The sequence below is a fragment of the Streptomyces sp. NPDC050485 genome, from assembly GCF_044458185.1.
In the GTDB taxonomy this organism is placed as follows: domain Bacteria; phylum Actinomycetota; class Actinomycetes; order Streptomycetales; family Streptomycetaceae; genus Streptomyces.
In genome coordinates, this window is sequence record NZ_JBITHR010000009.1 from 171,134 (window position 1) to 194,937 (window position 23,804).

The window sequence follows — 23,804 nt, forward strand, 5'->3', positions numbered from 1 at the left end:
CCCGGCCACCGAATCCACATCCCCGTGTGAGTGGTCAGAACATACGGGGCTGACCATTGGAGGCGCTGAGCCCGCCGTCGACGGGAAAGCCCTGGATGAGCCGGGATCTGCATCCGGCCCGGGTCAGGGGCTGATCGTGTCGAGGAGGCGGAGGCGATCCGCCGAGTCGGTTCCGGGTATGGCGCTCTGGAAGATGATCCGCTGGCCGGGGTCGCCGGACACTCTCAGGCTCTTTTCCTGGAGCTCCAGGGGCCCGACCAGGGGGTGGTGGTATCGGCGGGTGGAGTGCCCGCATTCGGCGACGGGCTGGCTGGCCCAGATGCGGGCGAACTCGGGGCTCTGGTGAGTTCGCCGAAGAGGTCGGTGAGCGCGGGGTCGTCGGGCATGTCGCCGGTGGCCATGCGCAGGTAGGCGGCCGTGTGGACCGCCTCGATGTGCCAGTCCGGGAACAGGTCGAGCATGGCCGGGGCGAGGAACATCATCTGCGCCAGGTTGGGCCGTTGACCGGGCGCCAGCCCGTAGAGCGCGTAGCCGAGCCGGTTCGCACCCAGCAGGTCGAAGTAGCGGCCCACGACGATCGCCGCCTGGTCGACGGCGTTCTCCACCAGCGCGAGGACGGACGCAACTGCTCCGGGCCGTAGGGGCGGCGCGTCTGCCGCGCCTGGACGGGACGGGCGAGGCGGAGCAGGTGGGCCCGCTCGTCCACGGTCAACTGGAGTGCGCCGCCCAGGGATTGGAGTACGGAGTCCGACATCTGGTGGCTCTCGCCCTGCTCCAGGCGCGTGTAGTAGTTCACGCTGATCCCGGCCAGGTGAGCCACCTCGTCGCGACGCAGGCCCGGTACTCGACGCGGAGTTGCGTAGGTCGGCACACCGCTGTCCGCGGGGGTCAGCGCGGCGCGGCGGGCCCGCAAGAACTCGCCCAACTCCTCAGCAGTCATGGGCCCATTGTCGTGCCGAGCCCCACCGCGCTGCCGCCCCCTGGCGTGGGTACCCAGCGCCGGGGCACGCACGTCGGAGCCGGCGGTGCCAGCGTGGAGGCATGAGCGAACACAAGATCATTGCAGTGGCGGGCGCGATGAGTGCGCGGGGCGTGGATCCCCGCGGCCATCGGGCCTTGGTGGACTCGCGGCCTGCAGGGAGGCTTTGGGTACGAAGGTGAAGAGGTCGTCTGCCGTCCCTGGAACCTGGTTCTGAAGGTGTCTTCACGGCTCAGGGAGAATGAGGGCATGGAACTGCGTGGGGACAAGGTCGTGTTGCGGGCGGCGACAGATGGCGATTCTGGGGTCCTCGACAGGATCGTAAGAGAGCCGGAAGTCGCGGCGTGGTGGTCGCCCCCGGACGGCTATGAGGGCATGCTGGCCGTCGTTTTCGGGGGTGAAGTCATCGGAGCTGTCCAGTTCGACGAAGAGACCGACCCCGAGTTCCGCCATGCCGGCATCGACATCTTCCTGACGGCGAGTCATCACGGGAAGGGGCTCGGCGCCGACACCGTGCGCACGCTGGCCCGGTGGCTGGTGCGGGAACGCGGTCATCACCGGCTGACCATCGATCCCGCCGCGGCCAACACCGCGGCAATCCGCAGTTACAGCAAGGTCGGGTTCAAACCCGTAGGGATCATGCGAGCGTACTGGCGCGACCACCGGACCGGCGCTTGGCAGGACGGGTTGCTGATGGACCTGCTCGCAGATGAGCTGACCTGATGCGGTCAGCTGCCGAACGCCTCGGGGCGTGAGGTGACAAGAGCCGCACGGGTTCTTCGGGTGTCATGACGAAGTGGGCCCGTGCGGCCCTGTCCCAGCCCGCCTTCTGCGGTGTCCCCCGCACATCTCGGCGGATTGATCGAGGAGTTGGCCTCGCCGTGGCAGGCTCGGCGGAGGTCGGCTCTGTGCGGGCGCCGGCCGCGGGCCGGTTACAGCACCCCCGCGTCCCGCGCTGTCCACAGCGAGGGGATCAGCGGGCGGTAGCCGAGTTCGTGACGGATGCGGGTCGTCGACATCACGCTGTGCCAAGGGTCGGGGGCGTCCTTCTCGTACGCATCCTGAGGCACCGGCAGGCCATGGAACTGGAAGAGGTCGACCGTGGTGACCGGGGCGTCGTCGGCGATGTTGTAGACGCCGTGCGCACCAGGCGCGTACAGCAGCCGCTTGAGGCCCTGCGCCACATCCAGGTGGTGGCCCATGTGCAGGCGCTGCATGGCGGGCCAGTCCGGCGCCCACTCCATCGCGTCGGCCAGATGCGGGTCCCCGTCGCCGTACACGAACGGCAGCCGTCCGATGCGGAGGTCGTCGAGGCCGTCCAACGCCCCGAGCGCGCGCTCCGCCTCCCACTTGGACTCGGGGTAGGCACCCCAGAAGTGACCGCCCGGCACCGTCTCGTCGCCCTCGACCAGCGCTCTGCCCCGCCCCGCCCCGTACACGAGTCCGGTGCTGACCTGCACGAACCGCCGCACGCCGGAGGCCACCGCGGCCCGGCCGAGCTCGACGGCCGCGTCCCGGTTGACCGCCCGCGCCTCCTCGTCCGCCACCCCGCGGAACGCGGCGGCGACGTTCACCACCGCGTCCACGCCGGCCGTCGCCTTGCCCAGCACCTCCGCGTCGCGCAGATCGCCCACCAGCACCTGGGCGCCGAGCCCGGCGAACCGTTCACCGCGCGCCGCGTCCCGCACCAGGACCCGCACCTCGTCGCCGGGCGCCGCGCCCCGCAGCAGTCGCGGCACGAACCGCCGTCCGACCTGGCCCGTCGCTCCTGTCACCAATGTCAGCATGGCCGCCTCCTCGTCGTCGTAGCCATGTCCGAAGCGTGCGGGAGCGGCGGTCGCGGCGGGAGAGACGCGGTTATCCAGGGACCGGCGCTCCCTGGATACGGACTGGATGCGCGTGCAGGTCCGGGGGATCCTGACACCGTGGACCGAACCGAACTCGCCGACTTCCTGCGCCGCGCCCGCACCCGCCTGGTCCCCTCGGACGTGGGCCTGAGCGCGGGTGCGCGGCGCCGCACCCCGGGCCTGCGCCGCGAGGAGGTGGCGCAGCTCACCGGGATGTCGACGGACTACTACACGCGCCTGGAACAGCGCCGCGGCTCCCACCCGTCGCGGCAGATGCTCACCGCCCTCGCCCGCGCCCTGCGGCTCACGGACGTGGAGCGTGACCACCTGTTCCACCTAGCGGGCGAGGAGCCGCCGCGGTCCGGCGGTTCCTCGGACCATGTCCGTCCGGGGCTGCTGCTGATCCTGGACCGGCTGCACGACCTCCCGGCGTCGGTGCTGAGCGACTGGGGCGAGGTGCTCGCGCAGAACGCGATGTCGGTGGCCCTGACCGGCGACCACACGGGGACGAATGTGATCCGCCGCTCGTTCACGGTGCCCAACGCACGGGCTCTGTTTCCGCCCGAGAACCACGAGCAGCACGCCCGCGCCCAGGTGGCGAGCCTGCGGGCAGTCACCGCGGCCCGCCCCGACGACCCGGGACCGGACGCCCTCGTGGCCGAACTCCGCGCAGTGTCAAGGGAGTTCGAGGAGCTCTGGGAGTCCCACGACGTCGTGGTGCGACGCCCGTCGCCGAAGCGCTTCCTGCACCCCGTGGTCGGCGTCCTCGACCTCGACTGCGAGGTACTGCTCAGCGACGGCCACAGCCAGCAGCTCGTCGTGCACTCGGCGCAGCCGGGCACGGACACGTACCAGCGGCTCGAACTGCTGCGGGTCGTCGGCCTCCAGGACCTCACCCCCAGCCCGTAGGAGCGCCCACGAGATCCTCGAAGCCGCACCCGGCGAGGCTGCGGCTGCCAGGCTGGATCGCTGCCTGCCCCTGCCCCGCGAGGGGCCGTGCTGCTGACCGCGAGTCACCCGGGCTCCCGCTCCAGCCGGTAGCCGTGGCCCCGCAGCGTGGTGATCTGCGGCAGGTGTGCGGGGCGGGGTGACGAGTTCGACGCGGCGGTGAGGCGGCGGCGCAGGCAGGCCATCGTGACGTCGAGGGTCTTGGTGGAGCCGAACCAGTTCTCGTCCCACACCTCCGCCATGAGGGTCTCGCGGGAGACGGCCTCGCCGGCGTGCCGGCCGAGCAGGGCGAGGAGTTCGAACTCCTTGGGGCGCAGGGCGACGTCGGCGCCGTGCAGGGTGCAGCGACGGGCTGCCACGTCCAGGACGAGGTCGCCGAGCGCGACCGGTTCCGGCGGCGGGGAGGCCACGGTCCGGCGGCGCAGATGGGCGCGGAGCCTGGCCAGCAGCACGGTCAGGCTGAAGGGTTTGACGAGGTAGTCGTCGGCTCCGGCGTCCAGGCCGGCGATGACGTCGATGTCGTCGGTGCGGGCGGTGAGGATGATGATCAGGAGGTCGGGAAGGCGGGCGCGCAGTGTGCGGGCGACGTCGAGGCCGTCCATGTCGGGCAGGCCGAGGTCCAGGAGCAGTACGTCGTACGAGGCCCGCCCCGCCTCGGTGAGTGCTCCCGCGCCGGTGCGGCTCCAGGTGGGCGCGTAGCCGTTGCTGCGCAGTCCGGTTTCGAGGTGGCGTCCGATGGTGTCGTCGTCCTCGACGACGAGGACGCCGAAACGGCCCCGGTCCGGTGCTGCGGGCGTGCGCATGGCCGGCAGCATACGGGCCGAGGGGCCGTTCGGTGTGTTCACAGGTCGCGCAGTTCCTCGACGGCGGGGCGCCTGGCCCGGCGCACGCCGTTGAGGGCGGCGGCGAGGACGGCGGCCACGGCGGCGGCCGCGGTGAGCGTCAGATAGCCGCCCGGGACTGCGAGCGCGGCCGGGGGCGGGTCGAAGACGCCGGTGAGGACCTTGACCAGCATCTCGGACAGCGCCCAGCCGATGAGCGCGCCGCCCGCCAGGCCGCCGGCCGTGAGCACGATCGCCTCGGTGAGGACCATGCCGCGCAGCTGGCGCCGGGTGGCGCCGAGCACGGTGGTGATCGCGAAGGTGCGGCGGCGCTCGGCGAGTCCGAGGGCGAGGACCAGACCTCCGGCCCCGGCGGCGAGCAGGACCGCGAAGGCAAGCTCGATGCGGGTCAGTCCGGCCAGGTCGACCGAGGTCAGGCTGGTGCCGACGGTGCCCCGGGCCTGGGTGAGGTCGGTGACGGTGGCCGTTGTGCCCAGCTTCCCCCGCAGCCGTGCGGCCACCGCCTTCTGGTTGCTGCCACCGGTGTCGACCAGGAACGCGCCCGCCGCGTCGCTGCCGGTCGCCCTCGCCACGTAGGAGGCGTTGGCGACGAAGAAGCTGTCCTTCGGCGCGGTCGGGAACTCCTTGACGATTCCGGCGTAGTGGAACGGCACCGTGCGCAGGGCTTTCGTCTTCGCGTCCTGGATGCGCAGGTTGACGGTGTCGCCGGGGGAGAGCTGGAAGTCGTTCACGGTCTCGGCGCTGACCAGGAGGTTGTCGGGACGCTGGGCGAGCCGCTGCATGAGCTGCTTCGCGGTGGCGCCGGAGAAGTACGCGTCCTGCAGCGAGGTCGCGGAGGCGATCGTGTCCGGGCGTATGCCGTAGAGGTCCTGGAGGTCGGAGCCGACGTAGGCGAATCGGTGCTGGAGCGGCTCGACGTTGCGGACGCCGGAGACCTTCAGCGCACCGGCCGCACCCGGCGGGGTCTGGGCTCCCGGTGGCTCGGTGACCGTCACGTCGGCGCCGTTGGTCAGGCGCGCGTCGGCCTCCGCCTGCTGCTTGTAGGTCGAGTTGAAGACCGATGTGGAGATGGCGAACGACACCGCCAGCGCCAGCAGCACGATCGAGCGGGCCAGGGTGCGGCGGCGCCGGGCGAGGACGGCCGCCGTCGTCCCCGCCAGCGTCGACGTCAGCGGACGCGCGAGACGGGCCAGGACGGGGCGGCCACGGGTGAGTGCGAGGAGCGTGAGCCGCCACAGCAGCAGGGCGGCCCCGATCCACAGCAGAGCGGGACCCAGGAATGCCCAGTACGACACGGAGATGCTGGGTACGCCTTCGGGGGCGAGGACGAGGGCGTACTGGTTGCCGGACGAGGCGCGGAAGACCAGCCACGAGCCGATCAGCAGCATGAAGTCCAGGCCGGTCCGCATCCACCAGGGCGAACCGGTGCGCCGCTCGGTCCTGCGCGTGTCGGCGACGGTGACCGTGCGCAGGTCGCGTACGGCCGGGACCAGCACCGCGCCCGCGGCGACCACGATGCCCAGGACGAACGCGACGGCGTACCAGAGGATCCAGGTGCCGGCGCTCGCACCGAACGAGGCGGCCCCGAAGGCGAGTCGGCCCATCAGGGCCGCGATGCCGAGGCCGGCGAGCCCGCCGCCGACGCCGACGAGTGCCGCCTCCAGGCCCGCCAGGGACACGATCCGCCGGGGCCCGAGGCCGCGCAGCCGCAGCAACGCCTGTTCCTGGCGGCGCCGTTCACCGCCGGCGCCCGCGACGGCGGCGGTCAGCGAGGCGGCGAGCACCGCGCCGGGCACGCCGAGGAAGAGGAAGAGGATCTGTGCGTACAGGGCGTCCTGGCGGGCCGAGTCGAGCGCGGCGCCCAGGTTGTCGCCGACGACCACCGAACCCGCGCCCTTGGCTTCGAGGTTGTGGGCGGCGCGGGTCACCGAGGTGAACGCGGCGGCGGGGTCGTGGGGCAGGGCCGCGTCGCGGGCGACGTGGATCTGTGTGGTGACGGCCGTGGCACCGCGGGTCAGGGAGGCGAACTGCGCGGCGGGCAGGAGCACCACGTTGTCGGGCGGCGCGGTGGGCTGGGACTGGGGAGGTGCGCCGACCTTCTGGAACAGCGAGTCGGCCTGCGGGAGGTCGACGACCCCGTCCACCTGGACCTGGTGGATGCCCGTCGTGCCCGGCAGCCGGATGCCGACGGTGGTGCCGGGGGTCGCGTGCAGGTTGGATGCGGTCTGCTGGGCCAGGAGTACGCCGGTGGGACGGCCGGTCAGGGAGCGGATCTCGCCGGGGAACAGGTTGCGGTAGCCGTCGGGGAGGCCGAGGACCATGCCGGGGCCGGTGGTCTGGGTGCTGCCCTGTGCGGTGGCGGTGAAGCCGCTGGTGTGCGCGAAGCCGACCGGGACGGCCGACCGTACGCCGGGAGCGTTGCGCACCAGCGTCAGCGCCGCGTTCGGGTCGGCGGCGGGCTGCACCTCGACCTGCCAGTCCATGGCGACCGAGCGCACCGCGCGCTGCGTCATGGTCGCCTTGGACGCGGTCAGGAAGGAGCCGAGCGCGGCTACCAGCGCCACGGCGAGTGCGATCCCGGTCATGGCAGCGATGAGCCGGCCGGTGCGGTGGCGGGCGAGGCCGCTCGCCCATGAGCTGATCACGAGGGGTCTCCCAGACTGTGGGCGGGGTCCGTGTCCCCGCGGTCGGTGTCCTTGGATGTCAGCCGCCCGTCGCGCATGGTGCACCGCACGGTGAGACGGGCGGCGATCGCCGGGTCGTGGGTGGTGACGACGAGGGCCGCGCCCGTCTCGGCGGCTGCGGTCAGCAGCGCGTCCAGGACGCGGCCGCCGGTGGCGTGGTCCAGGCGGCCGGTGGGCTCGTCGGCCAGGATCACCCGTGGTGTCTGCGTCAACACCCGGGCGCAGGCGACCCGTTGGGCCTGGCCGCCGGAGATCTCCTCGGGCAGCCGGTCGGCCAGATCGGCCGCACCGACCAGGGCGAGTGCGGCCAGGGCCGCCTCGCGTGCCCGGTCGTCGGGCGTCCCGGTGAGCACCAGAGGCAGCGCGGTGTTCTCTGCGACGTCGAGCGCCGGGATGAGGCTGTCGCCCTGGAAGACCAGCCCGATGTCCCACGGCCCGGCCAGCCCGGGCCAGGTCACCGTGCCGCTGGTGGGCTGTTCCAGACCGGCGAGCAGGTGCAGCAGCGAGGACTTGCCCGACCCCGAGGGCCCGACGATCGCGAGCCGGTCCCCGGCCCGGATCCGCAATCCGGCACCGTGCACGGCCACCACCGCGTTCGGGCCCCGGCCGAAGGTGAGCGCGGCCTCCTGGCAGTCGATCAGTACGTCAGCCGGAGACATGGCGCACCTCCACAACGTCCGGGCCGGAGAGCCCGGCTCCGGTCTCGGTGGCCTCTGTCGCCCGCCCGTCGTCCAGCCTGATCACCCGGTCGGCGATCCGTACCGCCTCCGTGCTGTGCGTGACGATCAGGACCGCGCAGCCGTCCTCCGTTCGGTCCCGCAGCATCTGCAGGACCAGCCGCTCGGTGCCGCCGTCGAGTTCGCCGGTCGGCTCGTCCGCGAGCAGCACGGCCGGGGAGTTGGCCAGCGCGACGGCCAGCCCGGCGCGTGCCGTCTCCCCGCCGGACAGCTGCCGGGGCAGCGCGTGCCTGCGTTCCCCGAGTCCCACCTGGTCCAGCAGGGCCTCCGCGGAGGCGGCGGGCCGGCCGCGGACGGCGCTCTGGGCGAGGCGCACGTTGTCGCGCACGCTCAGATGGGGCAGCAGATTGCGGGTCTGCAGCAGCACGCCGATGTGCCGGGCCCGCAAGCGGGCGCGTTCGGTCTCGGGCTGGTGGCTGATGCGGACGCCGTCCACGTGCACGTCGCCGCCCGACGGTTCGTCGAGCCCGGCCAGACAGGACAACAGCGTGGACTTGCCGGACCCGGACGGGCCGACCACGGCGACCGTCTCGCCGCGCGCCACCCGCAGTGACACCCCGCGCAGCGCGAGCGTCTCCTCCTCGCCGGCCCGGAAGAAGCGGTACAGCTCACGGGCGGTGAGGCCGTCGTCGTACGACCGTGGTGTCATCCCGCTCACCGCCACGCGAAGGAGTCGCTGACGATGCGCCACGGGTCCACGTTGTCGGCGTTCACCGGACCGGACAGCGTGAGGTCCACCTCGTGGCCCTGCTGGTAGAAGGCGTACCGTTCGAACGCGTCCCGTACGACCTTGCCGGTGACCGGGTCCGGGGCGGAGTCGCCCTGGTAGGTCAGCAGCACGGTGCTGCCCGCCTTGCGCTGGACCGTGGTCACCTTGGGGTTCGCGAACTGTGGTACCTGGGTGCGCAGTTGGGGCACGGCCGTGTTGGTCACCGAACCGACGGTGGGCTCTGCCGGGGCGGACACGGTGGAGATCTGGACGCGGTTGAGCTTGTCCGCGAATGCCGTCGTGGTGCCGTTCGCCGTACGGGCCCAGCCCTCGGGCACCTTGACGGTGAAGCCGGTGAAGCCGCCGGTCGGCTGGTAGGCCACGTACGCCTGGTTGTCGGGGATGTCGCCGGGCGGATTGGTCTCCGTGGGAGCCCCGCCGCCGGGCGCCGAACTGTTCGCGTGCGTCGTCGATGACGTGCTCGGCGCGGAATGCGATGCGCCGCCGGAACACCCGGCGGTCACCGCCGCGACAAGCACCACCCCGACGACGGCGGACGTCCGAACATGTGTCATGGCCACTGCCCTCCCGTGCATGCCTGGGACCGGACGGTCACGTTCCAGACGCTAGGAGGGAGCCGGTTAACGGCCCGCACGCCGACGGTTAGACGACGGCAAAAGCCCGTGCCGGGTCCCGTACGGCCCGGTGGGCGGCCCGCATGATGGGGGCATGAGACAGCGTGTGGTGCGGGTGGCCCTGACCGCCGTCCTGGTCGCCCTCGTCCTCCTCGCCGTGCCCCTGGCCCTGGCCATCAGGTCCTCCCTGTACGCCGACCAGCGGGACACGCTGGAACGGGCGGCGCTGGCCGCCGCCGTCCGGGTGAACCCGGACTACGCGACCGGAGATCCCGCGGAGCTTCCGGCGGCCGCGTCCGGGCAGCGCCTCGGGCTGTACGACCCGCGGCTGCGGCTGCACACCGGCACCGGGCCCGGCACCGGCGACGACGCGGTCCGGCGGGCCCTGTCCGGCACGGTGACCCGGTCCTCGTCGGGCGGTGAGCTGGTCGCCGCCGTGCCCGTCTCGCACGCCGAGAAGGTCATCGCCGTGGTCCGCGCCTCCTCCCCCATCGGTGATGTACGCGGCCGGGTGCTGGCCGGCTGGGCCGTCCTGGCCGGCGTGGCCGTGGTCGCGCTCACCGTCGCCGTCCTTGTCGCCCGTCGGCAGGCGCGGCTGCTCGCGGCGCCTTTGGAGGCTCTCTCACGCCGCTGCCGGGCGGTCGCCGAGGGAGACCTGACCGCGCGGGCCGGGCCCAGCACCATCGCCGAGATCGACCAGGTCGCCCGCACCCACAACGACATGCTGCACAGCCTGTCCGAACTCCTGCGCCACGAGCGGAACTTCACCGCCAACGCCTCCCACCAGCTGCGCACTCCGCTGACCGGGCTCCAGCTCACGCTGGAGGCGGGACTCGCCCAGGAGGACGCTCGGCCGGCGCTTCAGGAGGCCCTCGAAGCCACCCGCAGACTGCATGAGACCGTGGAGGAGGTGCTCCGGCTGTCGCGTTCCGTCGGCCCGCCCCGGCCCGCCGCGCCGGAGCGGCCGGTGGGTGAGCTGCTGGCACGGGCCGAGGAGCGGTGGCACGCACTCCTCGCCCGCGACGGCAGACGGGTGGAGTTCGCCGTCCAAGACGTGGCGGACGACGTAGGTGTCCCGGGCGGTCCGGTCACCGAGATCCTCGGTGTGCTGCTGGACAACGCGCGCGTCCACGGACGCGGCACCGTGCGCGTCACCGTCCGGGACCTCGACGACGCCCTCGCCTTCGACATCGCCGACGAGGGCGCCGTGGACGGCGACGGCGCACGGCTGTTCCAGCGCGGCCACTTCGGCGGCGGACCGGGCGCGGGCATCGGCCTGGCCCTCGCCCGCGACCTCGCCGTCTCCCTCGGCGGACGCCTGTTCCTGGCGCGTGGTGCGCCCACCGTGTTCACCCTGCTGATTCCCGTACACAGGGGGAACTCCGGCCCTCAGGAGGACACCGGGCAGGGCGGTCGCTGAGGACGCGCCGCCCGCACGACCCGGTCCGCGGCCGTCTTCCGCGGCAGCCCGTACGCCAGTCAACGCCCCCCGAGCGGGCGATGGGCCATCGTGGTCTCCGACTCCTCCGACGTCCACGCGACGACGGCCGGCTGTTCCTCGACCCTGGGGGCGCCGTTTGCCGGACCGGCAACAGGAGTGGCGTGACCGGGACACGAGGCGCGACGGTGGGCCCATGACCGACAACATCGCAGCGGGACCACCCGCGACCGGCACCCCTTCGCCTGGCGGCGGATACCTCGGAGATCCCGCGGTGCGGGCGGAGTGGGACAACCGGTACGCCGACCGGCAGCAGCTGTGGAGCGGCCGCCCCAACGGCGCACTGGTGGCCGAGGTCGCCGGGCTCGCCCCCGGGCGGGTGCTCGACGTCGGCTGCGGCGAGGGCGCCGACGCCGTCTGGCTCGCGCGCGGCGGCTGGGACGTGACCGCGCTCGAAGTCTCCGGCGTGGCACTGGAACGGGCAGCCGGGCACGCACGGGACGCCGGCGTCGCCATCCACTGGGTACACGCCGCGCTGACCGAGGCGCAGTTCGCGCCGGCCTCCTTCGACCTGGTCTCCGCGCAGTACCCGGCCCTGCTGCGCACCCCCGACGCCGCGGCCGAGCGAGCGCTGCTCGCGGCCGTCGCGCCCGGCGGTGTGCTGCTGCTCGTACACCACGCCGGGATGAACACCCAGCAGCCGAACGAAACCGGCTTCGACCCGGCCGACTACGTCTGGCCCTCGATGGTCGCCGCCCTGCTCAACGACGACTGGGAGGTGGAGGTGGACGAACAGCGACCACGCACAGCACCCGACGGCGGCGCCGGCGCCCACCACACCGACGACCTGGTGCTCCGCGCCCGACGACTGCGCTGAACCCCCCCTCCACTCGCAGCAGGCACTCGACAGCCTCAGCCGCGACCGGCCGGAGCTCCGCTCCGGGGCCCGGGTGCGCTGACGGCGACGGGCTCCGTGCGCCACCGGGCACGGAGCCCGAAGGAGGTGACGAGCGCGCCGAGCACCACCATCACGACGGGCACGGCCAACGCGGCGCGATACGCGGCGAGTTGGCCCGCTCCCCCGGCGGACGCCAGGCCGTAGACCGCGGTCACCGAGGAGACGCCGACGGCCGAGCCGAACTGCGTCGCCGTGTGCAACAGACCGCCCGCCAGGCCCTGTTCGGCCTCGTCGACCCCGTCGGTCGCGGCGATCGTCAGCGGACCGTAGGCCAGCGCGAAGGCCGTGCCGGTGAGGATCAGGGTGGGGAACATCGCGGCGTACGACCAGTCGTCACCGACCGGCAGGAACAGGGCGTACGACACGGTGGCCACCACGAACCCGCCGAAGATCACCCGGGCGTTGCCGAACCGGTCGACCAGGCGCGGGGTGAGCGTCGGCGCGAGGACCGCATCGCAGCCCATCACCACCAGGGCGAGCGCGGTCTCCATCGACGACCAGCCACGCAGTTCCTGGAGGTAGAGCGTGACGATGAACTGGAAGCCGAAGAAGGAGCCGACGAACAGCAGCGCACCCAGATCCGCCCGCACCACCGACGCCTTGTGCAGGATCCCGAGCCGGACGAGCGGGGCCGCCGAGCGGCGCTCGACCGCAGCGAAGACCCGGGCGAGGACCAGCCCGGCGACGAACGCGGCAAGCGTCAACGGCCAGCCCTCCAGACCGTGTTCGAGTCGCACGATTGCGAAGGCGAGCAGCAGCATCGTGCCGGCCGCGACGGCCGCACCCAGCAGGTCGAAGCCGCCGGTGCGCACCGGCGGCCGCTCGGCGGGCACCAGGCGCACCGCCGCGAGCAGGATCGCCCCGGCGAGCAGTACGGGCGCGAAGAACACCCAGCGCCAGCCGAACGAGGTGAGCGCGCCGCCGATGACCAGGCCGAGCGAGAAGCCGCCCGCGGCGGTCCCGGCGAAGACGAGCAGGGCCCTGTTGCGCTGCGGGCCCTCCGCATACGAAGTCGTGATGATCGACATCGCGGCGGGAGTCATGAAGGCCGCCGCTACGCCGGTCACCAGGCGGGCCACGATCAGCATCCACCCCTCGGTGGCGAAGCCGCCGAGCCCGGAGAAGAGCAGGAAGACGGTGAGCGCGCCGAGGAACATCCGGCGCCGGCCGAGCAGATCGGCGGCCCGCCCGCCGAGCAGGGTGAACCCCGCGTAGCCGAGAACGTACGCGCTCATCACCCAGGCGGCCACGTCCGTCGGCAGTTCCAGATCGGATCTGATGGAGGGGACGGCCACCGCGAGCATGGCCACGTCGATGCCCTCCAGGAAGATCGTTCCGCAGAGGACGAACAGCAGCGCCCAGGCTCGACGGGACATCGTTTCGGGTGTGGCAGGGGGCATGGTGACTCCTCGTGCGGTCAGTTCCTTCTTGTAACCACAGGAATCGTGCGGCACGCTAACTGCCCATGGAAGACGGCACTTTGAAGTCACCCAGTCACTGCGAAGTAACCGACGCCGAGCCGTACGGCGACACCGACCCTTTCCAGTGGGACACCCGCGAGGGCTGCGAGGTACGCCAGATCCTCGACCGGGTCGCCGACAAGTGGTCGCTTCTCGTCATCGCCCTGCTTGACTGCCGCACCCTGCGCTTCACCGAGCTGCGCCGCGAGATCGACGGCATCAGCCAGCGGATGCTGACCGTCACGCTGCGCCAGTTGGAGCGCGACGGCCTGGTCAGCAGGACCGTGCACCCCGTCGTGCCGCCCCGCGTCGACTACGCGCTCACCCCCCTCGGCCGCACCCTGCACACCACGATCCGGTCCCTGGTGACCTGGACCGGGGAACACCGCGCGGAAATCGCCAGGGCCCGCGCGACGTACGACGAACAGAACGCTACGGCCAAGCCGCCGGATGCGTACGCCCCCCGAAGATCGTGACAACGCCCTTCCACGTCGTGGTGCCCATGCCCCCGCTCACGCCGACCGGCTGCTGGAGGCCGTAGGCGCTGGAAGGCCGCCTGGGCGTCCGACAGTTGCGCGGTGGGACGCCGGTGTGCGCTCAGTAGCCGATGGTGAAGCGGCGTTGGACGAAGCGGGGCAGTTCGGCCTCGTCGACGAGGGCGACGGCCGCGTCCTCCACGGAGATGCGGCTGCGCCCGGCTGCGTCGAGGACCGGCTGATCGCCACCGGTCCGGAACCGGCCGGTTCGCTCGCCCGGGGCGATGTCCTCCGCGGGACTGAAATAGGTCCACAGTCTGTTGGACGTGCGCAGGACGTTCAGGGCGTCACGATGGCCGCGCACTGCGGCGGCGTACTCCCTCGGCAGGCCCAGTGCGTCGAGGCTCTCGTGCAGGAGTTCGTCGGAGTCCGCCCGTACGAGTCCGGGCTCGATCTCCAGGCTGCCGGCGCCACCGATGACGATCAGCCGGGTCCGGGGGTGGCTCTCCAGCGCCTTCAGCAGTGCTCGCGCGGCAGTGGCGTACACGGTGGGATCCGCGATCGAGCGGGCCACTGTGTCGGCGATGTCCCTGGCGCCATTTCCGGGCTGGAATCCACTGATCAGCACGTCAATGCCGGGTATGCCTGCGGCGATGCTGCCGGCGTCGAGGACATCGATGCTCCGCCAGACAATGTTCCCGCGATCCTCCTCGATCTGCGTGACGTCACGGCTGAAGGCCGTGACGCGGTGCCCCCGGTCGAGGGCTTCGGTGACGACTCGACCGCCAATGCTGCCGGTGGCTCCGATGACTCCGATGTGCATGGCTCTCCCCTGAAGCTGCTCACGCCGCGAACCCTTCACGGCATGGCGTAACTATACGGCGTGAAGTAAAGATACGGCACTCCAAATTAGGACGCTGTAGAGTCAGTGAGCGTGGGAACGACAACCAGAGGGCGCCGTGAGCGACTGCGGGCCGAGACAACCGCCGAGATCAAGAAGGTCGCGCTGGAGTTGATGGCTTCGGGCGGGCCCGACGCGATCACGCTGCGGGCCATCGCCCGCGAGATGGGCATGACCGCCAACGCCATCTACGGCTACTTCGCCACCCGCGACGACCTGGTCACCACGCTGATCAACAACGTCTACACCTCGCTGGCCGACACCGTCGACGCCGCCTGGGACACGGCCCCCGCACAAGACCCGGCTGCCCGGATCCAGGCATGGGCATGCGCCTTCCGGAACTGGGCCCTGGCCAACCGCGAGGGCTTCCGCCTGATCTACGGCGACCCCGTCCCCGGCTACCGGCCCCCCGAAGGCGGCGCCGCCCCGGACGCCGCCCTCCGCGTCTGCACCGGCATCACCGCACTGGCGGCCGCCGCCTGGCCGTACGCCGAACGCCACTACGCGGACAGCGACTTCGCATGGTCCGACTTCGACGCCGGCCTCCTCGACAAGGTCCGCCCGGCCTTTCCCGACCTGCCCCCCAGCGCCGTGGCCCTCGCCCTGCGCATCTGGAGTCACCTGCACGGCCTGGTGTCACTGGAGATCTACGGCCATCTACAAGCCCAGGCCCTCAGCCCGGACAAGCTCTTCCGCGAAGAACTGGCCCAGCTCCTCCGGTCCTTGAGTATCACCCCGCAGAAGTGACAGCCCTCCGGCGCCTGACCACCTGGGTCCGGGCAGCGGACCGGGCCCGCGTCCGACAGCCCTAGACCGGCACTGGGCGTCGAGACAGGTTCTGCTGCCGTGCCAGCAGGCCGTCGCTGCCCCAGCCCCAGTCGCCGACCGCGGCACGGAAGACGCCCTCGACAGGGCGCGGATGCGCGGCTGAAGGGTCTATTAGGGTGGTAGTTGCGGAGTGTGCCCGCCTCGCTGCGGGCCACAGCGCTACAGGGGAATGGGGGGCTTGGCATGACGGTCGCAGCAACGGGTCCGGAGGAGGCCCTGCGCGTCGCGGGTCTGGTGGCGGCGCAGGAGAAGGCGGTCGCGCTGTTCGCCGAGGTGGCGGCGCGCGGGCTGGTCGCGCCCGGTGTCGGGGAGCGGGAGGCGAGCGACCGTATCCGGGACCTGGCGAACGACATGTTCGGCACCACCAAGCACTGGCACAAGCGGATCATCCGCTCCGGGCCCAACACCCTGGTCCCGTACCGGGACAACCCGCCGGACCGGATCATCGGCGAGGACGACATCGCCTTCGCCGACTTCGGCCCGATCTTCGAGGAGTACGAGGCGGACTTCGGCCGCACCTACGTCTTCGGCGACGACCCGCACAAGCACCGGCTCCTCGCAGACCTGCCGCGCCTCTTCGCCGCCGGACGCGCCGCGTTCGCCGCCGATCCGGACATCACCGGCAAGCAACTCCACGCCGAGGTCGAGCGCCTGGCCGCCGAGGCGGGCTGGGGCATCGGCATCTGGCACGCCGGTCACCTCGTCGGGGAGTTCCCGCACGAGACCAACGAGGGGGCGAAGGCCGAGTCCTTCATCACCCCGGACAACGACAGCCCGTTGCGTCGCACCGACCGCGCGGGCCGGGTCTGCCACTGGATCCTGGAGCTCCACCTCGTGGACGAGCGGCGCGGATTCGGCGGATTCTACGAGCAGTTGCTGGACCTGGCATAACCGCCGCTGCGCAGGACTGGCGATGGGCAGGCAGCGCAGACCGGCCATGACGGAAGTCGGCGCCGGGGCCCGGCGTAGCTGTCTGCCGCGACCCCGGCCGTGATCCGCCGGACACCCCCTAGAGTGCGGTTCGTGTCGTCGTACAGCATTGGGCAGGCAGCGAGGCTGCTGGGCGTGAGTTCGGAGACCGTCCGGAGGTGGGCCGACTCCGGACGGCTGCGCATGGTCCGGGAAGGGCCGGGGAACCGGGCGATCGACCGGGTGAGTCTGGCGGCGTTCGCGAAGGAGCGGGCGCAAGGGATGCATCCGCTGCCGGAAGGCGCCGTGGCCACGTCCGTACGGAACGCGTTCCCCGGCATCGTGACCCGGGTGACGCTCGACGACGTCGCCGCGCAGGTCGAGGTCCAGTCGGGACCGCACCGGATTGTCTCGCTGGTGACGCGGGAGTCCGTCGAGGAGCTCGGCATCGAGGTCGGTGTCACCGTCACCGCACGCGTGAAGTCGACCAATGTGCACATCGACACTCCCTGAACCCGACCCCGCACCGGCGAACACCTCAGCGGCACAGGAGCGCGGCGCGCAGGTCGAGCTTGTGGTCGAGGCGGGAGAGATCCCGTCCGGTGAGGAGCTGGACGCGTTCGATGCGGTAGTGGACGGTGTTGACGTGCAGGTGCAGTGCTTCGGCGGTGCGGGCCCAGGAGCAGTTGTGGGCGAGGAAGACCTCCAGGGTCTCAAGGAGCATGTGGTGCGAGGCCGGTCCGCCGTGAGCGAGGGCACCGAGTGTCCTGGCGCTGAAGATGGTTCGTACGTCGGCGGGAATGCCGGCCAGGAGTGAGTCCAGGGAGGAGAGTTCCTCGACCGCGGTCACGTGGCCGGTCGTCGGGGAGCCGTGCCGCGCCGCCGCGAGGGCGTAGCGGGCCTGGGTGAGGGCGGCGTGGAGTCCGGCGGGCTCCGCGGTGAGCGCACTGACGCCGGCGTACAGCGGAGTCCCGGGCCGGCAGTCGTGCAGCAGGGACCAGGGCTCGCGGAGCGAGACGGTGCCCTCGCCGCCGCTTCGTACGACGGCGACGGCGTGCGCGTCCAGGGTGGTGCCGACCGCGAAGTCCGCCGAGGGCAGGTGCCGAAGGGCCTCCGTGAGCGCCTCCTTGGCACCGCTGTCCGCGGGTCGCCCGGCGGTGGCCGTGACCACGACCTGCCAGGGTCCCTCGGCCAGCGGCCCGCAGGACGTGAGGGCGTTCGTCAGGGCTCCGGTGGCGGCGCCGCCCGTGTCGATGAGGGCGACCAGCTCCTGCCCGGTCCGGCGCCGGGCCGCGTGCTGTTGATCGTGATGGTGTCGGTACTGGCCGATGACCTCGGCGATCTCGTGCAGGGCCCGGGGAGGTGCTCCGTCGGCCTGTGGCAGGTGGAGGTACCAGGTGTCGTACGGCGTGGCCTCGGCCTGGACCCGCAGCGTTTCACCGGCGAGGTCGCGCAGGTTCTCGGCGGCCCGCGCGGGCGGCAGTTCGGGGGCCGACGCGGTGCGGGCGATCGTGCGCCCGCTGCTGGTGAGCACGTAACACGACGGTGTGCCGAACGGAGCCAGCGCGCACTCAAGCAGTTCGCCGGCGGCGGCCCCGTGATCGACCAGTCGGCCGAGTTCGCCCCGTACGTTCTCGGGCAGGGCGAAGTGGGTTGCGGGGCGGCGGCTGAGGTCACCCCACTGGCGCCGGTACACGGCTTCGGTGATCGCCCGGAAGTTGGTGTGCGCCGGTACGGCAAGGAGCGCGATGCCGTGTTCGCGGCACGAGTCGACCACATCGGCGGGGACCGTGCCGTGGGTCTCCTCGCCGGCGAGGAGCGCCGTGGCTCCGGACTCCGCGAGGGCGGAGACGAAGCGCTCGGTCCTGGCCTCGCGGTCCGCTTCGTTCCACCACACCAGACCGCTGAGCACGATCTCTCCGCGCTGGAGAAACCGGGCGGGGTCCTCCAGGTCGGTGGCGGTCACTCCGCTGATCGCCTGGCTGAGCAGATTCTCGCCACCCCAGACGAGGGTGAGATCGAGGCCCTCGATCTGGAGGAGGTCTCCGACGTGCATGCGCTGACTCCTTGTGCGGCCACCGGGTCCTTGCCCCGGCTTCTCACATCCGCAAGGCGTATGCGAGTCGCATCATCGTAGATGCAAGGCCCTGGAAGCAGAATTCCTCTTGGTTGATTCACCAGGACACGGCCGGTGCGGCTGGAGATTTTCCGTTCCGCGCACCAGTCGTTTTCAGCCGTCGGCCCGGCTTCACTGACAGGGCAACAGCGGCTGAAGACGGTGGGGACATGGATCTGAACACGGTTCTCGACGTGCGTGACGCACGCCGTCACGAGCCCTGGCGTCCGGGCGACGCCTGGCTCGGCGGCGGAACGTACCTCTTCTCCGAGCCCCAGCCGCAGCTGCGGCGGCTGGTGGATCTGAGCCGGATGGGCTGGGAGCCGGTCCGCCCGCTGCCCGACGGATCGGTGGAGATCGCGGCCACCTGCACGATCGCTCAACTGTCAAGGTATGGACGCCAGTTGGCCGCACCTGCCGCAGGACTCTTCGAGCAGTGCTGCCGGGCCTTCCTCGCCTCGTTCAAGATCTGGAACATGGCGACGGTGGGCGGGAACCTCTGCAACGCCCTGCCGGCCGGCCCGATGATCTCCCTCACCGCGGCCCTCGACGGCGAGTGCCTGCTCCAGGCCCAGGACGGCTCGGTTCGGCGGGTGAAGGCGGCCGCCTTCGTCACCGGAGCAGGCCGTAAGGACCTTGCCGAGGGCGAGCTGCTGCGCTCGGTGACGATCCCCGCCCGCTCGCTGAGGTGTCGTACTGCCTTCCGGCAGGCGTCGCTGTACGGCCTCGGGCGCTCGGGCGCCCTCGTCATCGGGACGCTGGATCCGTTGGACGGTTCACTGGCCGTGACCATCACGGCCGCTACCCGACGGCCCTTCCGTCTCTGGTTCGCCCTGCCGCCGGACCGGGCCGAGCTGCGCGGGGCGATCGGGTCGGCCGTGGGCGACCGCGACTGGTTCGACGACATCCACGGACTGCCCGAGTGGCGGCGGCACATGGCCTTCCACCTCGCCGAGCAGGTCCGTCAGGAACTCACCCGGGACGGTGTGCGATGAGCTTCCGCATCCAGGTCAATGACCAGCCCTTCGACTCCGAGCCCCGGGCCGGCCAGTGTCTGCGCACGTATCTGCGCGAGCGCGGCTGGTTCGGGGTGAAGAAGGGCTGCGACGCCGGGGACTGCGGGGCCTGCACGGTCCATGTGGACGGCGAACCGGTGCACAGCTGCCTGTACCCGGCCGTACGGGCCGAGGGCCGGTCGGTCACCACGGTGGAGGGCCTGGCCGCGAAGGACGGCGAACTCCACCCCGTACAGCAGAAGTTCCTGGACGCCCAGGGCTTCCAGTGCGGGTTCTGCACCGCGGGGTTCCTCATGACCACGGCCGCCCTCGAACAGGAGAAGGGCGGTGCCCATGACGACGGCAAGCTGGACGACCTCCCGCGCGCCTTCAAGGGCAACATCTGCCGCTGCACGGGATACCGCGCCATCGAGGACGCCGTCCGCGGCGTGAAGCACACCGAACGCCCCTGCGCAGGAAAGGCGGTGGGCAGGAGTCTCGGCGCCCCGGCCGGCCCCCAGGTCGTGACGGGCAGCGCCCGGTACACGTTCGACGTCGAGGTCCCCGGGCTCCTCCACATGAAGCTGCTGCGCTCCCCGCACCCGCACGCCCGCATCCTCGCCATCGACACCTCCGCGGCCCTGCGGGTCTCCGGCGTCCACGCCGTCCTCACGCACGAGGACGCCCCCGCCACGCTGTACTCCAGCGCCCGGCACGAGCACCCCACCGAGGACCCCGACGACACCCGCGTCCTGGACGACACCGTCCGCTACGTCGGCCAGCGCGTCGCGGCCGTCGTCGCGATAAGCGAGCAGGCGGCCGAGGAGGGCTGCCGCCGGATCGAGGTGACGTACGAGCAACTCCCTTACGTCACCGACCCGGAGGAGGCCATGTGCACCGGCGCGCCCGTCATCCACGCCGGCAAGGGGCCGGAGGTTCGGATCGCCCGCGTCGAGAACAACGTCGCCGGCGAGGTGCACGGCGAGATCGGCTGCGTCGCCGACGGATTCGCCGAAGCCGCCGTCGTCTACGAGGAGACCTTCCGCACCCAGCGCGTCCAGCACGCGAGTCTCGAAACCCACGGCTGCGTCGCCTACTTCGAGCCGAAGGAGGACGCCACCGGCGAGCGGCTCACCGTGCGCTCCAGCACCCAGACCCCGTTCCTGACCCGCCGCGCACTGTGCGCCCTCTACGGCCTTCCGGAGGACGAGGTCCGGGTGGTCGCGGGCCGGGTGGGCGGCGGCTTCGGCGGCAAACAGGAGATGCTGACCGAGGACATCGTCGTCCTCGCCGCGCTCAAGCTGCGCCGCCCGGTCAAGCTCGAATACACCCGTGCCGAGCAGTTCTACGGCGCCACCACCCGCCATCCGTTCACGATCCGGATCAAGCTGGGCGCCCGAACCGACGGCACTCTCACCGCCATTCAGATGCGGGTCGTCTCCAACACCGGCGCCTACGGCAACCACGGCCCCGCCGTGATGTTCCACAGCGTCGGCGAGTCCTTCGCCGTCTACCGGGCCCCGCACAAGAAGGTCGACGCCTACTCCGTCTACACCAACGCCGTCCCGGCGGGTGCCTTCCGCGGCTACGGCCTGGGCCAGGTCACCTTCGCCGTCGAATCCGCCATGGACGAGCTGGCCCGCCGCCTGGGCATGGACCCACTCGCCTTCCGGGAGAGGAACATCATCGGCCCCGGCGACCACATGGCAAGTCCCATCGGCGAGGAGGAGGACCTGCACATCGCCTCGTACGGCCTGGCCCAGTGCCTCTCGATCGTCCGCAAGGCCATCGCGGAGGACCGGAGCGACAAGGACGTGCCCAAGGGATGGCTGACCGGCCAGGGCACGGCCATGGCGATGATCGCCACCGGCCCGCCCGGCGGCCACTACGCGGATGCGACCGTCAGTCTCCTCACCGACGGGACGTACGACATCGCGGTGGGCACGGCGGAGTTCGGCAACGGCACCACCACCGTCCACAAGCAGATCACCGCGGGGGCCCTCAACACCACCGTGGACCGGATCGCGATCCGCCAGTCCGACACCGACGTCGTCCGCCACGACACGGGCGCCTTCGGTTCGGCCGGTACGGTCGTGGCCGGCAAGGCGGTCCTGCTCGCCGCGGAATCCCTGGCCGGACGCCTGAAGACCTTCGCGGCCAGGTACACCGGAGTGGCCCGCCACCTGTGCACGCTCGGCGCGGAGGCGTTGGACTGCGCGGGCCGGATCGTGACCCTGAAGGAGCTGCACGAGGCAGCTCAACTACTGGGCGCGCAGGACGAGTTGGCGGCGGACGGCCACTGGGGCGGCAGCCCGCGCTCGGTGGCCTTCAACGCCCAGTGGTTCCGGATCGCCGTCGACCCGGACACCGGCGAGATGAAGATCCTGCGCAGCGTCCACGCCGCCGACGCCGGCAAGGTCATGAACCCGCTCCAGTGCCGCGGCCAGGTCGAGGGCGGAGTCGCCCAGGCGCTCGGCGCCACACTCTTCGAGACCGTACGGCTCGACGAGCGCGGCGAAGTGACCACGGCGGCCTTCCGGCGCTACCGCCTGCCGCAGTACGCCGACATACCGCGTACCGAGGTCCACTTCATGGAGACGACCGACGCGATCGGTCCGCTCGGAGCCAAGTCGATGAGCGAAAGCCCCTTCAACCCGGTGGGCCCCGCCTTCACCAACGCACTGCGCGACGCCACAGGCATCCGCTTCACCGAGATGCCGGTGACCCGCGACCGGGTCTGGCTGACGATGGACCAGCATGCGGCGAGGCGGGCCGACCCGGCGACGTAGCGAGGGCCTCGCCCCGGGTCCGGGTGTGAGGCCCTCGCGAAGCGGAACCCATTCCTCCACAGGCTCCTTGACCTGCCCGCCAGGCGATGTGACGACCCATCAGAACGAGCGTCGCTTCAGCGTCAAGATACCGCCCACACCGCACATGATGCGTGGGCGTAAACCCGCAGGTCAGGCGTCCTCGCGCACCGGCTCAAGGATCGCCACGCACTCCACATGGTGCGTCATCGGAAACAAGTCAAACGCCCGCAGCGTCCGCGGCCTGTAGCCACCCTCGCTGAAATAGGCCAAGTCCCGTGCCAGCGCCGCCGGGTCGCAGGCCACGTAGGCGATGCGGCGGGCGCCCAGGCCCGTCAGGTAGCGGACCGTCTGCTTGCCGGCGCCCGCTCGGGGCGGGTCCAGGACGATCAGGTCGGCTTCGGTGATCTTGGTGCGGGGCAGGACCTGTTCGACCTTGCCCTGTTCCACCCGGACGCGCGGCAGGTCCGCCAGGTTGTGGCGGGCGTCCTCCACCGCGCGCTTGGACGACTCGATGCCCAGCACCGCGCCCGTCTCGCCCACCCGCTCCGCGATCGCGCCGGCGAACAGGCCGACGCCGCAGTACAGGTCGAGCGCCATCTCGCCCTTGCGCGGCATCAGGCCCTGCATCACGGCCTTCACCAGGGTGTCGGGGGCCTGCGGGTGGACCTGCCAGAAGCCGCCCATGCCGACGCGGTAGGTGCGGCCGTCGGCCCGCTCGCGGACGAAGGCGCGGCCGTGGACGCGGTGCACCCCGCCGTCCTTCTCCTCCACGCGCAGCACCGACACCGGCTTGTCCAGTTCGACCAGCGGCAGGCGGCCGCCCGGCTTCGGGGTCAGGATTACCTGGCGGTCGTGCGAACCCGACGCCGCGATCGCCTCGACCGACTCCAGCTGTGGCCATTCGCGCTTCTCGATGCCCAGTTCCGAGACGCCCGGCGAAGCGATCATGCAGTGGTCGACCGGCTCGATGTCGTGCGAGCGGTGCTTGCGCAGGCCCGCGCGGCCCTCGTCGTCAATGGCGTACTGGACGCGGGTACGCCACGCCGGGACCTGGCCCGCGGGCAGCTTGTCGCCCTCGGCGGGCATGACCGTGCCGTCCCAGCCCGCCTCCTCGGGGGTGAGCCCCGCGAGCCGCTGGAGCTGCTCGGCGATGACCTCGCCCTTGAGGCGGCGCTGGGCGCCGGGCTTGGCATGCTGCCAGTCGCAGCCGCCGCACATGCCGGGACCCGCGTACTTGCACGGCGCCTCGACGCGGTCCTTCGACGGCTCCAGGATCTGCACCGCGTCCGCGCGCAGGAAGCGGGAGTCGGTCTCGCCCTCGGTGACGCGGGCGACGATCTTCTCGCCCGGCAGGGTGTGACGTACGAAGAGGACGCGGCCCTCGGCGGTGCGGGCGATGCAGTGGCCGCCGTGCGCGACGGGGCCGACCTCGACCTCGTACTCCTCCCCGACCAGCGACGACAGCGACGACTCGGATGCGTTCTGCTGCATGGGTGGGTGACTCCAGGGATGAGGGGGGAAACGGCGGGGCG

Annotated in this window: 21 protein-coding genes and 1 pseudogene; 10 read left to right on the forward strand and 12 right to left on the reverse strand. The window is 71.7% G+C overall.

All coding sequences use genetic code 11. The features are described 5' to 3' along the window. Window positions 1-123: 123 nt before the first annotated feature. Together ACIBK6_RS20165 and ACIBK6_RS20170 are read right to left on the reverse strand one after the other, a co-directional pair. Window positions 124-572, reverse strand: a pseudogene (locus ACIBK6_RS20165) (hypothetical protein). After that, complete coding sequence (locus tag ACIBK6_RS20170) at window positions 479-940, reverse strand: helix-turn-helix domain-containing protein (RefSeq protein ID WP_399052636.1); 462 nt, start codon at window positions 938-940, stop codon at window positions 479-481. Before ACIBK6_RS20170 ends, ACIBK6_RS20165 begins: the two are co-directional and overlap by 94 nt. A gap of 288 nt (window positions 941-1,228) precedes the next feature. Between ACIBK6_RS20170 and aac(6') the strand changes: the two genes are divergently transcribed. Further along, window positions 1,229-1,702: an aminoglycoside 6'-N-acetyltransferase gene (gene aac(6') / locus ACIBK6_RS20175; RefSeq protein WP_399052637.1), complete on the forward strand. Its 474-nt coding sequence runs from the start codon at window positions 1,229-1,231 to the stop codon at window positions 1,700-1,702. Window positions 1,703-1,911: 209 nt separating this feature from the next. On the opposite strand, the gene ACIBK6_RS20180 is transcribed toward aac(6'), so the two are convergent. Beyond that, window positions 1,912-2,766 (reverse strand): NAD-dependent epimerase/dehydratase family protein, encoded by an 855-nt coding sequence (locus ACIBK6_RS20180; protein ID WP_399052638.1) that lies wholly within the window; start codon window positions 2,764-2,766, stop codon window positions 1,912-1,914. 138 nt (window positions 2,767-2,904) lie between these two features. On the opposite strand from ACIBK6_RS20180, the gene ACIBK6_RS20185 reads away from it, so the two are divergent. Beyond that, window positions 2,905-3,735 (forward strand): helix-turn-helix transcriptional regulator, encoded by an 831-nt coding sequence (locus tag ACIBK6_RS20185; RefSeq protein WP_399052639.1) that lies wholly within the window; start codon window positions 2,905-2,907, stop codon window positions 3,733-3,735. A gap of 104 nt (window positions 3,736-3,839) precedes the next feature. Here ACIBK6_RS20185 and ACIBK6_RS20190 read toward each other — a convergent pair whose 3' ends face one another. Genes ACIBK6_RS20190 through ACIBK6_RS20210 form a run of 5 tightly spaced genes read right to left on the reverse strand, consistent with a single transcriptional unit; the run spans window position 3,840 to window position 9,321 of the window. Next, on the reverse strand, window positions 3,840-4,577 hold the full coding sequence (locus tag ACIBK6_RS20190; RefSeq protein ID WP_399052640.1) for a response regulator transcription factor: 738 nt from the start codon (window positions 4,575-4,577) through the stop codon (window positions 3,840-3,842). A 38-nt stretch (window positions 4,578-4,615) separates the two neighbouring features. Then, the gene (locus ACIBK6_RS20195; protein WP_399052641.1) at window positions 4,616-7,261 is read right to left on the reverse strand and encodes an FtsX-like permease family protein; all 2,646 of its coding nucleotides are present in this window, start codon (window positions 7,259-7,261) and stop codon (window positions 4,616-4,618) included. Then, complete coding sequence (locus tag ACIBK6_RS20200; protein ID WP_399052642.1) at window positions 7,258-7,959, reverse strand: ABC transporter ATP-binding protein; 702 nt, start codon at window positions 7,957-7,959, stop codon at window positions 7,258-7,260. The genes ACIBK6_RS20195 and ACIBK6_RS20200 overlap by 4 nt, the downstream gene beginning before the upstream one ends. Further along, window positions 7,946-8,686 (reverse strand): ABC transporter ATP-binding protein, encoded by a 741-nt coding sequence (locus ACIBK6_RS20205; RefSeq protein ID WP_399052643.1) that lies wholly within the window; start codon window positions 8,684-8,686, stop codon window positions 7,946-7,948. Before ACIBK6_RS20205 ends, ACIBK6_RS20200 begins: the two co-directional genes overlap by 14 nt. A 5-nt stretch (window positions 8,687-8,691) precedes the next feature. Next, window positions 8,692-9,321, reverse strand: coding sequence for a hypothetical protein (locus tag ACIBK6_RS20210; protein ID WP_399052644.1), 630 nt, complete (start codon window positions 9,319-9,321; stop codon window positions 8,692-8,694). 154 nt (window positions 9,322-9,475) lie between these two features. On the opposite strand from ACIBK6_RS20210, the gene ACIBK6_RS20215 reads away from it, so the two are divergent. Then, complete coding sequence (locus ACIBK6_RS20215; RefSeq protein WP_399052645.1) at window positions 9,476-10,801, forward strand: histidine kinase dimerization/phospho-acceptor domain-containing protein; 1,326 nt, start codon at window positions 9,476-9,478, stop codon at window positions 10,799-10,801. Between the two features lie 214 nt (window positions 10,802-11,015). Beyond that, window positions 11,016-11,696: a class I SAM-dependent methyltransferase gene (locus ACIBK6_RS20220; protein WP_399052646.1), complete on the forward strand. Its 681-nt coding sequence runs from the start codon at window positions 11,016-11,018 to the stop codon at window positions 11,694-11,696. A gap of 35 nt (window positions 11,697-11,731) precedes the next feature. Here the strand turns inward: ACIBK6_RS20220 and ACIBK6_RS20225 are convergent, their stop codons facing one another. Then, window positions 11,732-13,153 (reverse strand): MFS transporter, encoded by a 1,422-nt coding sequence (locus ACIBK6_RS20225; RefSeq protein ID WP_399052771.1) that lies wholly within the window; start codon window positions 13,151-13,153, stop codon window positions 11,732-11,734. An 89-nt stretch (window positions 13,154-13,242) separates the two neighbouring features. Between ACIBK6_RS20225 and ACIBK6_RS20230 the strand changes: the two genes are divergently transcribed. Further along, window positions 13,243-13,713, forward strand: coding sequence for a winged helix-turn-helix transcriptional regulator (locus ACIBK6_RS20230; protein WP_399052647.1), 471 nt, complete (start codon window positions 13,243-13,245; stop codon window positions 13,711-13,713). Window positions 13,714-13,834: 121 nt separating this feature from the next. Here the strand turns inward: ACIBK6_RS20230 and ACIBK6_RS20235 are convergent, their stop codons facing one another. Next, window positions 13,835-14,536, reverse strand: a complete 702-nt coding sequence (locus tag ACIBK6_RS20235) for an NAD(P)-dependent oxidoreductase (protein ID WP_399052648.1) — start codon at window positions 14,534-14,536, stop codon at window positions 13,835-13,837. A gap of 111 nt (window positions 14,537-14,647) precedes the next feature. Between ACIBK6_RS20235 and ACIBK6_RS20240 the strand changes: the two genes are divergently transcribed. The 3 genes from ACIBK6_RS20240 to ACIBK6_RS20250 all read left to right on the forward strand — a co-directional run bounded on the left by ACIBK6_RS20240 (window position 14,648) and on the right by ACIBK6_RS20250 (window position 16,864). Then, complete coding sequence (locus tag ACIBK6_RS20240) at window positions 14,648-15,361, forward strand: TetR/AcrR family transcriptional regulator (protein ID WP_399052649.1); 714 nt, start codon at window positions 14,648-14,650, stop codon at window positions 15,359-15,361. Window positions 15,362-15,625: 264 nt separating this feature from the next. After that, window positions 15,626-16,333, forward strand: coding sequence for a M24 family metallopeptidase (locus tag ACIBK6_RS20245; RefSeq protein WP_399052650.1), 708 nt, complete (start codon window positions 15,626-15,628; stop codon window positions 16,331-16,333). Between the two features lie 132 nt (window positions 16,334-16,465). After that, a complete protein-coding gene (locus ACIBK6_RS20250) occupies window positions 16,466-16,864 on the forward strand; it encodes a molybdopterin-binding protein (protein ID WP_399052651.1) in 399 nt (132 codons plus the stop codon). A gap of 25 nt (window positions 16,865-16,889) precedes the next feature. Here ACIBK6_RS20250 and ACIBK6_RS20255 read toward each other — a convergent pair whose 3' ends face one another. Further along, window positions 16,890-18,407 carry a PucR family transcriptional regulator gene (locus ACIBK6_RS20255; RefSeq protein WP_399052652.1) on the reverse strand — a complete coding sequence of 506 codons (1,518 nt, stop codon included), beginning with the start codon at window positions 18,405-18,407 and terminating at the stop codon, window positions 16,890-16,892. A gap of 230 nt (window positions 18,408-18,637) precedes the next feature. Here ACIBK6_RS20255 and ACIBK6_RS20260 point away from each other — a divergent pair, with 230 nt between their 5' ends. Next, window positions 18,638-19,462 carry an FAD binding domain-containing protein gene (locus ACIBK6_RS20260; protein WP_399052653.1) on the forward strand — a complete coding sequence of 275 codons (825 nt, stop codon included), beginning with the start codon at window positions 18,638-18,640 and terminating at the stop codon, window positions 19,460-19,462. Further along, window positions 19,459-22,251, forward strand: a complete 2,793-nt coding sequence (locus tag ACIBK6_RS20265) for a molybdopterin-dependent oxidoreductase (RefSeq protein WP_399052654.1) — start codon at window positions 19,459-19,461, stop codon at window positions 22,249-22,251. Before ACIBK6_RS20260 ends, ACIBK6_RS20265 begins: the two co-directional genes overlap by 4 nt. 171 nt (window positions 22,252-22,422) lie before the next feature. Here ACIBK6_RS20265 and ACIBK6_RS20270 read toward each other — a convergent pair whose 3' ends face one another. Continuing rightward, complete coding sequence (locus tag ACIBK6_RS20270) at window positions 22,423-23,763, reverse strand: class I SAM-dependent RNA methyltransferase (protein ID WP_399052655.1); 1,341 nt, start codon at window positions 23,761-23,763, stop codon at window positions 22,423-22,425. Window positions 23,764-23,804 lie beyond the last annotated feature (41 nt).